Source organism: Idiomarina abyssalis (assembly GCF_019797805.1).
Classification (GTDB): domain Bacteria; phylum Pseudomonadota; class Gammaproteobacteria; order Enterobacterales; family Alteromonadaceae; genus Idiomarina; species Idiomarina abyssalis.
This window is the reverse complement of sequence record NZ_CP081832.1, coordinates 919,979-933,210: the sequence shown is the minus strand read 5'-3', so window position 1 is coordinate 933,210 and position 13,232 is coordinate 919,979. Positions and strand designations below refer to the sequence as shown.

12 protein-coding genes and 2 tRNA genes are annotated in these 13,232 nt (G+C 46.2%); 1 reads left to right on the top strand and 13 read right to left on the bottom strand.

The features are described 5' to 3' along the window. Nucleotides 1-12 precede the first annotated feature (12 nt). The 10 genes from nusA to rlmE all read right to left on the bottom strand — a co-directional run bounded on the left by nusA (nt 13) and on the right by rlmE (nt 8,454). Nucleotides 13-1,512 carry a transcription termination factor NusA gene (gene nusA, locus K5X84_RS04340; RefSeq protein ID WP_199494425.1) on the bottom strand — a complete coding sequence of 500 codons (1,500 nt, stop codon included), beginning with the start codon at nt 1,510-1,512 and terminating at the stop codon, nt 13-15. 26 nt (nt 1,513-1,538) lie between these two features. Further along, the gene (gene rimP / locus K5X84_RS04335; RefSeq protein ID WP_222236769.1) at nt 1,539-1,997 is read right to left on the bottom strand and encodes a ribosome maturation factor RimP; all 459 of its coding nucleotides are present in this window, start codon (nt 1,995-1,997) and stop codon (nt 1,539-1,541) included. A 175-nt stretch (nt 1,998-2,172) separates the two neighbouring features. Next, nucleotides 2,173-2,249, bottom strand: a tRNA-Met gene (locus tag K5X84_RS04330). Between the two features lie 75 nt (nt 2,250-2,324). Then, a tRNA-Leu gene (locus K5X84_RS04325) sits at nt 2,325-2,411 on the bottom strand. 7 nt (nt 2,412-2,418) lie between these two features. Then, on the bottom strand, nt 2,419-2,760 hold the full coding sequence (gene secG, locus K5X84_RS04320; RefSeq protein WP_054487056.1) for a preprotein translocase subunit SecG: 342 nt from the start codon (nt 2,758-2,760) through the stop codon (nt 2,419-2,421). A 4-nt stretch (nt 2,761-2,764) separates the two neighbouring features. Then, nucleotides 2,765-3,523: a triose-phosphate isomerase gene (tpiA, locus tag K5X84_RS04315; RefSeq protein WP_199494424.1), complete on the bottom strand. Its 759-nt coding sequence runs from the start codon at nt 3,521-3,523 to the stop codon at nt 2,765-2,767. Between the two features lie 87 nt (nt 3,524-3,610). Then, nucleotides 3,611-4,951 carry a phosphoglucosamine mutase gene (gene glmM / locus K5X84_RS04310; RefSeq protein ID WP_054487051.1) on the bottom strand — a complete coding sequence of 447 codons (1,341 nt, stop codon included), beginning with the start codon at nt 4,949-4,951 and terminating at the stop codon, nt 3,611-3,613. Further along, nucleotides 4,948-5,763 (bottom strand): dihydropteroate synthase, encoded by an 816-nt coding sequence (gene folP / locus K5X84_RS04305; protein WP_222236768.1) that lies wholly within the window; start codon nt 5,761-5,763, stop codon nt 4,948-4,950. The genes glmM and folP overlap by 4 nt, the downstream gene beginning before the upstream one ends. 76 nt (nt 5,764-5,839) lie before the next feature. Continuing rightward, entirely contained in the window at nt 5,840-7,786 is a 1,947-nt protein-coding gene (gene ftsH, locus K5X84_RS04300; RefSeq protein WP_222236767.1) for an ATP-dependent zinc metalloprotease FtsH, read from the bottom strand. A 41-nt stretch (nt 7,787-7,827) separates the two neighbouring features. Continuing rightward, nucleotides 7,828-8,454: a 23S rRNA (uridine(2552)-2'-O)-methyltransferase RlmE gene (gene rlmE / locus K5X84_RS04295; protein WP_054487046.1), complete on the bottom strand. Its 627-nt coding sequence runs from the start codon at nt 8,452-8,454 to the stop codon at nt 7,828-7,830. A 91-nt stretch (nt 8,455-8,545) separates the two neighbouring features. Between rlmE and yhbY the strand changes: the two genes are divergently transcribed. Further along, a complete protein-coding gene (yhbY, locus tag K5X84_RS04290) occupies nt 8,546-8,842 on the top strand; it encodes a ribosome assembly RNA-binding protein YhbY (protein ID WP_054487044.1) in 297 nt (98 codons plus the stop codon). Here yhbY and K5X84_RS04285 read toward each other — a convergent pair. The 3 genes from K5X84_RS04285 to carB form a co-directional block, all read right to left on the bottom strand. Next, nucleotides 8,839-9,366: a hypothetical protein gene (locus tag K5X84_RS04285; RefSeq protein WP_222236766.1), complete on the bottom strand. Its 528-nt coding sequence runs from the start codon at nt 9,364-9,366 to the stop codon at nt 8,839-8,841. The two genes, yhbY and K5X84_RS04285, sit on opposite strands and share 4 nt — an antisense overlap. A gap of 149 nt (nt 9,367-9,515) precedes the next feature. Beyond that, complete coding sequence (gene greA, locus K5X84_RS04280) at nt 9,516-9,992, bottom strand: transcription elongation factor GreA (protein WP_054487040.1); 477 nt, start codon at nt 9,990-9,992, stop codon at nt 9,516-9,518. Continuing rightward, complete coding sequence (gene carB, locus K5X84_RS04275) at nt 9,989-13,213, bottom strand: carbamoyl-phosphate synthase large subunit (protein WP_222236765.1); 3,225 nt, start codon at nt 13,211-13,213, stop codon at nt 9,989-9,991. Before carB ends, greA begins: the two co-directional genes overlap by 4 nt. Nucleotides 13,214-13,232 lie beyond the last annotated feature (19 nt).

The window sequence follows — 13,232 nt, the reverse complement described above, 5'->3', positions numbered from 1 at the left end:
CCGCTGATCGTTCTACTGTTCTTCATTGAACCAGCAAATATTGCGGGCTTTCATAATTAAATCGCCAGCCTGCTGTTCATTTAATTCTTCAATATCGGCTAAGTCGTCAACGCCCTGTTCCGCTAACTCTTCCAGACTGGTCACACCCTTGCTGGCTAACACATAGGCCAGGTGGCGATCCATTCCTTCAAGATTCAACAGCGTTTCATCTGGTTCAGCCGATTCCAGAGATTCTTCTGTAGCTAAAGCTTTGGTCGTTAAATAAGCACGCGCTCTGCTACGTAATTCTTCTACGATATCTTCGTCCATTCCTTCAATATCAAGGAACTCCGCGACCGGAACATAAGCCACTTCTTCTAACGAAGAAAAGCCTTCGTCAACAAGCACGGTTGCAAAGTCTTCGTCAATATCTAAGGTTGAAACAAACAAGTTCAATAAACGCTGAGCTTCTGCTTCGTTTTTCTCATTGAACTCGTCTTCTGTCATGACATTCAATGTCCAGCCAGTTAACTGACTGGCCAGGCGAACGTTCTGTCCACCTTTACCGATTGCCTGCGCCAGGTTATCAGCCGCTACGGCGATATCCATTGTGTGCGCGTCTTCGTCAACGACAATAGAAGCAACTTCTGCAGGAGCCATTGCGTTAATTACAAACTGTGCCGGGTTGTCGTCCCAAAGCACGATATCCACACGCTCACCGCCCAGCTCGCCGGAAACAGCCTGCACACGCGCACCACGCATACCGACACAAGCGCCGACCGGATCGATGCGTTTATCATTGCTCTTCACTGCAATTTTAGCACGAGAACCCGGATCGCGGGCAGCGCCACGCAACTCAATCATTTCTTCGCCAATTTCCGGTACTTCGATACGGAAAAGTTCCAACAAGAAATTAGGGTTGGTTCTGCTAACGAACAACTGTGCACCACGGGCCTCGGGACGCACGTCATAAAGCAAGCCACGAATTCGGTCACCGGGGCGTACCGACTCACGCGGTAACATTTCATCACGGTAAATAATAGCTTCAGCGTTATTACCTAAGTCGAGGATAACGTGCTCACGGTTTGCTCGCTTAACGATACCGCTAACCATTTCGCCCACTTGATCGCGATATTCATCCACGACTTGTGCGCGCTCTGCTTCGCGTACTTTCTGTACAATAACCTGTTTAGCGGTTTGTGTCGTAATACGGTCAAACTGAATTGAGTCAATTTGCTCTTCTACGTAGTCCCCGGCTTGAACCGATGGATCTTCATATTGCGCTGCTGACAAGCTAATTTCACGGTAAGGGTGTTCTAACCCTGTATCCGTGTCTTCAACAACTAACCAACGGCGAAAGGTATCGAATTCGCCTGTATTGCGATCGATATCGATACGAACTTCAATATCACCGTCGTATTTTTTCTTGGTCGCATGAGCCAATGCTGACTCTAAAGCTTCAAATATTTTTTCGCGTGGTACCGCTTTTTCGTTTGAAACCGCTTCTGCGACTAACAGTATTTCTTTACTCATGAGTGCTGCCTCGCCAACGCAATCTTTTAATCAAATGTTGGAACCAGGTGAGCGTTTTTCACATCACGCATATTCACCTGAAGAGTATCGTTATCTGCGGAAAGGGTCAGTTCTTCCCCCTCAACCGCTATCAATTTCGCTTTGAACTTCCTTTTGTTCTTCTGTGCCGCTACTAACTCAAAAGCAACTGTTTCATTCACGTAAGGCTGCATTTGTTCGGCATTAAAAAACGGTCTTTCCATTCCCGGAGAGGACACTTCCAGGTTGTATTCAACGTTAATCGGGTCTTCTACATCTAATAGGGAACTGACCTGATAACTGACATCCGCACAGTTGTCCACACTAATTCCTTCCGGATGATCAATGTACACTCGTAACGTCGAAAACTTACCGGCGCGGACAAACTCCACACCCCATAATTCGAAATCCAGAGCTTCTACTGCTGGCCGAATCATATCGGTTAACCGTTCTTGCAAATTTGCCAATTACTGCCTCCTGAAACAAAAAAAGGGCGCAAGCGCCCAGTGTTCTGGCTATCCTAAGATAGCTAAGGCCGCATAGCAAAAAGCCCCGAGCTGCTGCGGGGCTTTCTGAACACTGGACCCTTTGTCAGTTATTTTAGCAAAAGCGCCGACTAATGCGAAACGCTGCTACTAAAATTGGTTGCGGGGGCAGGATTTGAACCTACGACCTTCGGGTTATGAGCCCGACGAGCTACCAGACTGCTCCACCCCGCGTCCGAAACTTGTTGCACATTATACGTATTTTTCGTTTATTTTCAACCTCTGACGCAACAATCAGAGCGCTAATTTTGGTGCAGAAGGCGGGACTTGAACCCGCACGCCCGTAAGAGCACTACCCCCTCAAGGTAGCGTGTCTACCAATTCCACCACTTCTGCAAAATTTTTAGTCGATTGGCGGTACGTCAGATTCAGGATCTGATTCGTCTTCCGCTGGAGGCAACTGTTGTTCTTCTTCAGGTACTGACAAGTCCGAGAAGTCTGTTGAGCTTTCGTCCGTAGAGGTCGATAAGTTACCCAACACCAAACTCAGAATAAAAAAGACTACCGCCAACCCTGCCGTAGCGCGTGTCAGAAAGTTTCCTGAACCTGAAGAGCCGAAAACAGTGTTCGATGCGCCTGCACCGAAAGATGCGCCCATACCTGCGCCTTTGCCTTGTTGTAGCATAATGAAGCCAATTAAGACTAAAGCAACAACGAGAAATGCAATCATTAAAATTTCGTACATAATTTTACCCTTGAGCAGCCTGGCAGATAGCAACAAAGTCTGATTCTTTCAAACTCGCCCCACCTATCAAACCACCATCAATGTCTTTTTGCGCAAATAATTCGGCAGCGTTATCAGCTTTAACTGAGCCACCGTACAATAACGGCATTTTCTCACCAATCGCGCCAAATTGCTCTACCAGTAACGTTCTTAGTTTTGCATGAACGTCCTGTGCTTGTTCCGGTGATGCTGTTTCTCCGGTACCGATTGCCCAAACTGGCTCGTAGGCCAAAACAACTTTCCCGGCTTTTTCTTTAGGAAGGTTTGCCAACGCAGCTTTCGCTTGTTCTGCTACAACCTTCCAGGTATTCCCCTCATCGCGCTGAGCTTTATTTTCGCCAACACAAATTACTGCTGTCATACCTGCATTGACGGTCGCCAGTGCTTTCTCGTTTACCTTGTCGTCTGTTTCTGCAAACAATTGACGACGTTCTGAATGCCCGACAAGCACGTAGCTAACCCCAAACTCTTGCAGTTGAGTTGTCGAGGTTTCGCCTGTATAGGCTCCACTGGCATGTTCAGAAACATTCTGTGCACCAATGGCAATGTCATCATAATAACATTGACTTGCCAACTCACTGATAAGGGTAAACGGAGGACAGACTACTATCTTAACCTTCTGAAGCTGGCTAAGTTTCTCTCGCAACGCCACCGACATCGTTTTCGTTAGCTCGCGATTTCCGTTCATTTTCCAATTTGCAATCACTAGTGATGCATTAGGCATAGTTTGTCCTCTACTTCAGAGCGCGGGAATAGTAGCGAAACACTCGCCAACTTACAAGCGAGATTTTCATCGCTGCCCGCTAACTGTTTAATTTGTAGCCGCTTCAACTTCGTTCGCTATTTGTTGAGCAAAGGCTTTTACCTTAGCTTCGTTTTCGCCTTCAACCATTACCCGAATTAAAGGCTCAGTGCCCGACTTCCGTAAAAGTACCCGACCACTGCCCGACAGCGCTTTTTCAACTTCTCGTACCGCACTTTTAACATTCGCCGATTCTAAAGGCTGCTTATCGCTGTCAAAGCGGACATTGATAAGAATTTGTGGCAACTTATGAAAATCGCAGCTTAATTTTTCCAGGGACTTTTGTTCCTGATACATAGCTGCCAGTACCTGCAGTCCGGCAACAATACCATCACCGGTAGTGTGGTGCTGACGGTTAATCACATGGCCCGAATTTTCACCGCCAAGGTACCAGTCTCGCTTAACCAGTTCTTCGATAACATAGCGATCACCGACTTTTGCCCGGACAAAGGGAATACGTCTTTTATCGAGTTCTTTTTCCAGGGCAAAGTTTGTCATTAGTGTGCCGACAACACCTCCTTGTAACTGCCCCTGATTCTGTGCAGTCACAGCCAGCATATAAAGGATTTCATCACCGTCAATTGGGCGACCATTTTCCGTCACCATCATGATCCTGTCACCATCACCGTCCAGAGCTATGCCTAAATCCGCTTTAGTCTCCAGTACCTTTTTCTGTAATGCCTCCAAGTGAGTTGCGCCGCATTCTTTATTGATGTTAAGGCCATTAGGCTGAGTACCAATTTCAGTCACTTCAGCACCAAGTTCACGAAGCACATTAGGCGCTATGTGATAGGTCGCACCATGCGCGCAATCGACGACAATGTGTAACCCTTCCAGAGTCATTTCGTTAGGGAAAACACTTTTACAGAACTCGATATAGCGACCAGCGGCATCATTTATTCGCTTAGCACGACCCAGCTCTTCTGAAATCACACAATCCATTGGCTCATCTAACAGACGTTCAATTTCCAGCTCTACGGCATCTGGAAGTTTGTGTCCGTTGTCAGCAAAAAACTTTATGCCGTTATCGTAATACGGATTATGCGATGCGCTAATAACAATACCGGCCGCGGCTCTGAATGTCCGTGTCAGATACGCAATGCCGGGAGTGGGCATAGGGCCTAAGAAATCCACACCGACACCGGCTGCAGCCAGTCCGGCCTCCAAAGCTGACTCCAGCATATAACCGGAAACCCGGGTGTCTTTACCAACCAATACGCGGCTGGTACCTTTTGCGGCCAGCACTCGGCCAGCAGCCCAGCCAAGCTTTACGGCAAACTCAGGAGTTATCGGAAACTGCCCGACTCGTCCGCGCACGCCATCGGTGCCAAAATATTTACGCTCACTCAAAGGTGCTCTCCTTCTAAAGTTGCTGCAACCACTTTCATTGCATCAACTGTCTCCTTAACATCATGAACGCGAATTATACGTGCTCCTTTCATAGCTGCAATGGTTGCAGCTGCTAAACTGCCGGCTAATCTGTCTTTAACTTCACGTCCCGTAACGTGGCCAATCATGCTTTTTCGCGACATTCCGACTAACAAGGGTAACTGTAATTCGTGAAACGCCTGTAGCCTTTGTAGCAACTGGTAATTATGTCGTTGAGACTTGCCGAACCCAAAACCAGGATCCAACCAAATTCGCTCTCTGCCAATACCAGCCTGCTCACAGGCAATAATACGCTCTTGCAAAAAAGCCTTAACGTCACAAACAACATCGTCGTAGTCTGGGTTGTGCTGCATGCTTCTAGGCTCTCCCTGCATATGCATTAAGCAAACTTTTGCAGAGGTTGATGCCAAAGCTTTCAGGGCGCCCTCTTCTCGTAATGCGTTTACGTCATTAATGATATTTGCACCGACCTTTATAGACTCAGTCATAACAACCGGTTTAGTGGTATCGACAGAAATTGATACATCAAAACGTTGTCGTACCGCTTCGACCAGAGGAATGACTCTATCGAGCTCTTCTTGTTCCAGGACAGCTAGTGAGCCGGGCCGAGTTGACTCCCCACCAATGTCTATCATATCAGCACCGTCACCTATCAGCTGCGCCACGTGATCAATCGCATCATTTAAGCGATTGTATTCACCTCCGTCTGAAAATGAGTCCGGCGTAACATTAACAATACCCATCACTTGCAAAGGGTTGGGGTTTTTAGGCATAACTCGGCTCCGCTAATTGCTGTTTCTTATTCTTACAAAAAAGCCACCTCTCGGTGGCTTTTAAAAAGAGTCAACTTTAAGAAGTTGCATCCCCGGGCTTATCGACATTGATGGGTCGTTCAGGACGCTCTTCGGTATCATCTGCCTTGGCAGCGCCGCCATCCGAACCATTGCCACCACTGTCTCTGTCGTCCCAGTCTTTCGGCTGACGAACATCTCGGCGATTCATCAAGTCATCAATTTGGTCGGCATCGATAGTTTCATACCGAACCAACGCATCTTTCATTGAATGAAGGATATCGACGTTCTCTTCCAACAGTTTTTTCGCCCGTTGATAGTTACGATCAATAACCGACTTCACTTCTTCGTCAATAGCCCGTGCAGTGTCATCAGACATATGTTTATGCTGAGTTACTGAACGCCCAAGGAAGACTTCATTTTCATCTTCAGCGTAAAGTAATGGTCCCATCTTTTCAGACAAGCCCCACTGAGTGACCATTTTGCGAGCAATTTCTGTTGCACGCTCAATGTCATTTGACGCGCCGGTAGTGACTTTCTCGTCACCAAAGATAATTGCTTCGGCCAGGCGACCACCAAACAAGCTAGAAATCATGCTTTCAAGATGTTGCTTACTGTGGCTCACTCTATCCTGCTCTGGTAAGTACATAGTGACACCCAATGCACGACCGCGCGGAATAATCGAGACCTTATAGACAGGGTCATGCTCTGGTACCAGACGACCCACAATAGCGTGACCAGCTTCATGATAAGCCGTCATGGCTTTCTCATCGTCCGTCATAACCATTGAGCGGCGCTCAGCACCCATCATGATTTTGTCTTTAGCTTTATCAAACTCTTCCATTGAAACAACACGCTTGTCGCCACGCGCGGCAAACAATGCGGCTTCGTTGACTAAGTTCGCTAAATCGGCCCCGGAAAATCCTGGCGTACCACGAGCAATCAGCTCTGGCTTAACATCGTCGCCTAGAGGTACTTTGCGCATATGCACTTTCAGAATTTGTTCACGACCGCGCACGTCTGGCAAACCAACAACAACCTGACGATCAAAACGTCCCGGACGCAACAGTGCAGGGTCTAATACATCTGGACGGTTAGTTGCAGCGATAACAATAATGCCTTCGTTGCCTTCAAAACCATCCATTTCAACCAGCATTTGGTTCAGTGTTTGTTCACGTTCATCGTGTCCACCACCAAGGCCAGCACCACGTTGGCGGCCTACGGCGTCAAGTTCATCAATAAAGATGATACAAGGAGCCGACTTCTTAGCTTGTTCAAACATATCGCGAACACGAGAAGCACCAACACCAACAAACATCTCAACGAAGTCAGAACCAGAGATACTAAAGAACGGCACTTTTGCTTCACCGGAAATGGCTTTAGCTAATAAAGTCTTACCCGTTCCCGGAGGACCAACCATAAGCACGCCTTTAGGAATTTTTCCGCCCAAACGCTGAAACTTAGAAGGGTCTTTCAGGTAATCAACTAATTCTGACACTTCTTCTTTAGCTTCATCGCAACCAGCAACATCTTTAAATGTTGTTTTTGATTGCTCTTCGTTCATGAGCTTCGCTTTACTCTTACCGAACGACATGGCGCCACGACCACCGCCGCCTTGCATTTGACGCATGAAGAATATCCATACACCAATAAGCAACAGCATTGGGAACCACGAGATAAAGATTGACGCAAGAATACTCTGCTCTTCAGGTGGGGTACCCTGAGTTTCTACATCGTTTGCCAACAAGTCATCCAAAATTTTCGGGTCATACTGAGTTGGCACAACTGTTTTATAAGATTGACCATTGCGAGTCATACCTGAAATAGTGCGTCCATCATCACCAAATTCAGCACGACGGATATTGCCATTGTTAACCTGAGACACAAATTCATTGTATGTCATGGTCGCCGATGTCGTTCCGCTCGGACTGAAGCTCTGAAAAACGCTCATCAGTACGACGGCTATCACAAGCCACAAGATGAGATTCTTTGCCATATCGCTCAAAGCCTATTACCTCTATTAAAAATCAACTACCCAACAGGGTACTACAGTTTATAATCTGTCGCTACCAAGTAGACCTCTCTGGAACGTGCCCGGGAGGACTCTGGTTTTCTGGTTTTCACATTGTTAAATGCCGCACGCATGTCTTTTAGGAAAGGTTCAAAACCCTGTCCCTGAAACACCTTTACGACAAAACTCCCGCCAGGCTTTAAAACCTGGTGACACATATCCAGCGCCAGCTCTACTAAATACATAGAGCGAGCCTGATCTACCGTACCATTACCACTCATATTTGGTGCCATATCCGACAGCACAACATCAACATTTTTACCACCAATACGATCAAGCAATGCATTTAATACCGCTTCTTCCCTAAAGTCGCCCTGGAGGAAATCGACTCCGACGATTGGATCCATCGCCAAAATATCGCAGGCAATAACCTGACCATCTCCGTTAAAGTAGTCAGCTACGTACTCAGACCATCCTCCGGGAGCAGCACCTAAATCAACGACAGTTTGACCCTTTTTGATCAACTTATCTTTTTGCTGCATTTCCTCTAACTTAAAAACAGCACGAGAACGGAGTCCTTTCTTCTGTGCTTTTTGGACAAACTGATCGTCAAAATGTTCTTTCAGCCAGCGTTGACTGCTCACACTGCGTTTTTTTCCCATAATTTAACGAAGTTTCCTTAATTGTCTGGCCTGAATACCTGATCTGGCGTTACAATGTTAAAAAATCAAGCTCTAAAACGGATATTATCGAATGTCATTAAGTAATAAGCAAAAACAACATTTAAAAGGTCTGGCACACCCGTTAAAGCCAGTCGTACTGCTTGGGGCTAACGGCCTGACTGAAGGTGTTCTTGCAGAAATTGAGCAGGCACTTGATCACCACGAACTGATTAAAGTAAAAGTTCCGGAAGAAGACCGTGAGCTCAGAAAACAAATTATGGCCACTATTGTACACGAAACCGGTGCTTCTGAAGTGCAAATTATCGGTAAAACGCAGGTGATATACCGACCAGCCGAAGAGCCTAAAATTCGCCTTCCCCGCGGCTAGTTTCTTTTGCTCGCAGGCGTTAGCGACAATGCTTTAGCGACCAGCTCCAACGCCTGCGACTTTTCCATCCACTTGTCTTTAGTCGAAAAGTAGACATCCAGCATCACTTCCAGGCATTGTTCGTCGCTTTCCAGGTTGTAGGCTTTTAGGAAAGGCTCTATTTTTCGATGGGCTTTTAGAAATTCAAGTCGACGTTTACGCTCTTCTTCTGCAACACTGCTTTTCACATAATCTGGCTGAGTATAGGAATAGGTTGGTTCGTGCAAAGTATAGCCCGGTGCGAAAAACCAATTTAAAGAGATTCGTTCCTGCAGTAACTTTCGAATAATCTCAGCAAAGGGTATTCTGTTGCTGCGCTTCCTATTGGCATAGTCGTTAGGCTTTTTTCCTAGCCACAGAGAAACGTCTTTATAGGTTCCTTTCTGCGAAACCAGCTTTAAACGTTCAAAGCATTCCGTAACCGTTAATTCATCAAGTGGTGTGTATTGAGGTGTTTGAGATGTTGGTGACGTTTCCTTGTCCATTGCAGTTCTTCTTTTGTTGATTTAATGTTAAAAATCCAGTTGAACTGCGAACTATACAATAACAAGTACAAAAAACAAACGACTCGACGTATAAAAACAAAAAGGCTGGTAAACTTTCGTTTCCAGCCTTTTTATTACGAGTTTTAGTATTACTTATATTCTACAGCAACCACTTCGTACTCAACTTCACCATTGGGTGTAGTTACTGTTGCAATTTCGTCAATTTCTTTACCTATTAATGCGCGAGCTATTGGCGAGTTCACAGAAATTAAATTTGATTTAATATCAGCTTCATCGTCACCCACGATCTTATAGGTCACTTCTTCGTCCGTTTTTGTATTGTAAACGGTGACCGTTGAACCAAAAATAACTTTTCCGTTATTGGGGACTTTAGTGACATCAATAATTTGTGCATTGGAAAGTTTTGATTCAATTTCTTGAATACGGCCTTCACAAAAACCTTGCTGCTCACGCGCCGCGTGATATTCAGCGTTCTCTTTTAAATCTCCGTGCTCGCGTGCATCAGCTATAGCTTCAACAATACGTGGGCGCTCTACCGTTTTTAAACGCTTGAGCTCATCACGTAACAATTGCGCGCCATGTTCCGTCATTGGAATCTGGTTCATATTAACGACACCCTTTTATGTAATTCTTGTACCGAACTGACTCGAGCTCGATCATCCGCTGTATTTGCTTTAACTGTCGCAAATGCAGCATTCAACGTTGTAGTATAAATCACTTTATTCAACAGTGCTTCACGACGAATATAAACAGAGTCTTCTATCGCACGACGCCCTTCTACCGTATTGATAATATAACTATATTCACCATTTTTTATGGCATCAACGATATTTGGCCGCCCTTCTTGCAGTTTATTAACGATACTGCAGTCTATACCTTCTTCACCAAGCATTTTCGCCGTACCTCGCGTCGCTTCCAGGCTAAAGCCTAAAGCTAATAAACCACGAGCCAGGTCCATTAAACGTTGCTTATCACTGTCTTTTACTGAAATCAGAGCTTTCCCTTTTTTCGCTAATGCTTCACCCGCGCCAAGGTTCGCTTTGGCATAGGCTTCTTCAAAGCTTTCACCTACACCCATAACCTCACCGGTTGAACGCATCTCAGGGCCGCGGATTGGGTCTACCCCCTGAAACTTAGCAAAAGGAATAACCACTTCTTTCACCGAATAATATGGCGGAATAATTTCTTTCACATAGCCCTGCTGCTGCAGTGACTGACCCACCATAACCCGCGCGGCGACTTTCGCTAATGGAACGCCTGTTGCCTTAGAAACAAAAGGTACGGTACGTGCCGCTCTTGGGTTTACTTCAATAAGGTAAATTTCTTCGTCTTTTACAGCAAACTGAGCATTCATCAAACCATTTACGTTCAGCTCAAAAGCTAACTTGCGCATTTGTTCGCGCAGTTGTGCCTGAATGATATCGCTTAAAGAATAAGGTGGTAATGAGCAAGCTGAGTCACCTGAGTGAACCCCTGCCTCTTCAATATGCTGCATGATACCGCCAATAAGCACATCCTTACCGTCACAAATAGCATCGACATCCACTTCAACCGCATTATCAAGGAAACGGTCCAGCAGTACCGGTGCATCGTTAGATACTTTGACCGCATCGGTCAAATAACGTTGCAAGTCGGCTTCATCATAAACAATTTCCATAGCCCGGCCACCCAATACGTAGGATGGGCGCACAACCAACGGATAACCAATACGCTTAGCTTCTGTTAATGCCTCGTTAAACCCGGTTACCGTTGAGTTTTCCGGTTGTTTTAAGCCAAGGCGACGCACTGCGGTCTGGAATCTTGAGCGATCTTCTGCTCGGTCGATAGCATCGGGTGATGTACCAATAATCGGAACACCGTTTGCTTCAAGTTCGCGAGCTAACTTCAATGGTGTCTGGCCACCGTACTGAACAATAACCCCTTTTGGCTTCTCAATGCGTACAATTTCCAGTACGTCTTCAAGAGTAATCGGCTCAAAGTAAAGGCGATCAGAGGTGTCATAATCCGTTGAAACGGTCTCTGGGTTACAGTTCACCATAATGGTTTCATAACCATCTTCGCGTAAAGCCAGTGAGGCATGCACACAGCAATAATCGAACTCTATACCCTGCCCTATGCGGTTAGGCCCACCGCCAATAACCATTATCTTGTCTTTATCCGACGGTGCCGATTCGCACTCTTCATCGTAACTTGAGTACATATAAGCAGTACCCGAAGCAAACTCCGCCGCACAGGTATCAACTCGTTTATAAACGGGATGAATTTTAAACTTGTGACGCTTTTTACGGACTTCTGCTTCGCTGACGTGTAAAACATCAGCAATTCTTGAATCGGCGAAACCGCGCCGCTTCAATACCGTCATAACCTCAGAAGTCAGTCCGGCCAAGCCAAGCTCATCAACTTCTTTTTCAAGGTTAACCAGCTCTTCAATTTGAATCAGGTACCACTCATCAATTCGTGTCAGTTCAAACACTTCTCGAACGGTCATGCCCAAGCGGAACGCATCAGCGATATACCAAATTCTTTCAGCGCCTGGCTCTTTAAGCTCACGGATAACTTTAGAACGAGCGTCTTTTGAGTCAATCTCAACAATGGGGTCAAAACCCGAAGCACCAAGTTCTAAACCTCTTAGAGCCTTTTGCATTGACTCCTGGAAGTTACGCCCAATAGCCATCACTTCACCAACCGACTTCATTTGCGTGGTCAGGCGGTCATTACAGTTAGCAAATTTTTCAAAGTTGAAACGTGGGATTTTTGTCACAACGTAGTCAAGTGCAGGCTCAAATGAAGCGGGCGTTCTGCCGCCTGTTATTTCATTTTCAAGCTCATCCAGGGTGTAACCAACGGCGAGTTTGGCAGCAACTTTAGCAATTGGGAAGCCTGTGGCTTTTGAAGCCAGTGCAGAAGAACGCGATACCCTGGGGTTCATTTCGATGATAACCATACGCCCGGTATCAGGGTTAACCCCGAACTGTACGTTTGAACCACCAGTTTCCACACCAATTTCGCGCAATACCGCCATGGCAGCGTCACGCATAATTTGGAACTCTTTGTCTGTCAACGTCTGGGCAGGCGCAACCGTAATTGAGTCACCGGTGTGAATGCCCATAGGGTCAAAGTTTTCAATAGTACAAACAATGATGCAGTTGTCGCTTTTGTCGCGCACAACTTCCATTTCGTACTCTTTCCAGCCCAGTAACGATTCGTCAATTAACAACTCATTAGTTGGCGATAAGTCCAGACCACGACGACATATTTCTTCAAATTCTTCGCGGTTATAAGCGATACCGCCGCCGCTACCACCCATAGTGAAAGACGGACGAATAATACAAGGGAAACCCAATCGGCTAAGTACATCGAAGGCTTCATCTAAGCTGTGTGCCATTTCAGCGTTAGGTGTCTCAAGTTCAATTGCTTTCATCGCTTTGTCAAAGCGGTCACGGTTCTCGGCTTTATCAATAGCGTCTGCATTGGCGCCAATCATTTCCACTTTATAACGTTCAAGTACACCGTGTCGGTCAAGATCCAAAGCGCAATTCAAAGCCGTTTGCCCACCCATGGTCGGTAAAACAGCATCAGGGCGTTCACGCTCTATAATCTTCTCGACCACTTCCCAGTGAATGGGCTCAATATAAGTGGCATCGGCCATTTCCGGATCGGTCATAATGGTAGCGGGGTTAGAGTTAACCAGAATTACCCGGTAACCTTCTTCGCGCAGCGCTTTACACGCTTGAGCTCCAGAGTAATCAAACTCACACGCCTGGCCAATAACAATCGGGCCTGCGCCCAGAATCAGAATACTTTTAATGTCGGTACGTTTTGGCATAAAGTCGCTCTATCTGTCC

Coding starts and splice junctions, on each gene's coding strand:
- yhbY (WP_054487044.1), top strand. CDS start 8,546: ATGTCATTAAGTAATAAGCAAAAACAACATTTAAAAGGTCTGGCACAC.
- tpiA (WP_199494424.1), bottom strand. CDS start 3,523: ATGCCTAATGCATCACTAGTGATTGCAAATTGGAAAATGAACGGAAAT.
- folP (WP_222236768.1), bottom strand. CDS start 5,763: ATGCCTAAAAACCCCAACCCTTTGCAAGTGATGGGTATTGTTAATGTT.
- secG (WP_054487056.1), bottom strand. CDS start 2,760: ATGTACGAAATTTTAATGATTGCATTTCTCGTTGTTGCTTTAGTCTTA.
- rlmE (WP_054487046.1), bottom strand. CDS start 8,454: ATGGGAAAAAAACGCAGTGTGAGCAGTCAACGCTGGCTGAAAGAACAT.
- carB (WP_222236765.1), bottom strand. CDS start 13,213: ATGCCAAAACGTACCGACATTAAAAGTATTCTGATTCTGGGCGCAGGC.
- nusA (WP_199494425.1), bottom strand. CDS start 1,512: ATGAGTAAAGAAATACTGTTAGTCGCAGAAGCGGTTTCAAACGAAAAA.
- greA (WP_054487040.1), bottom strand. CDS start 9,992: ATGAACCAGATTCCAATGACGGAACATGGCGCGCAATTGTTACGTGAT.
- K5X84_RS04285 (WP_222236766.1), bottom strand. CDS start 9,366: ATGGACAAGGAAACGTCACCAACATCTCAAACACCTCAATACACACCA.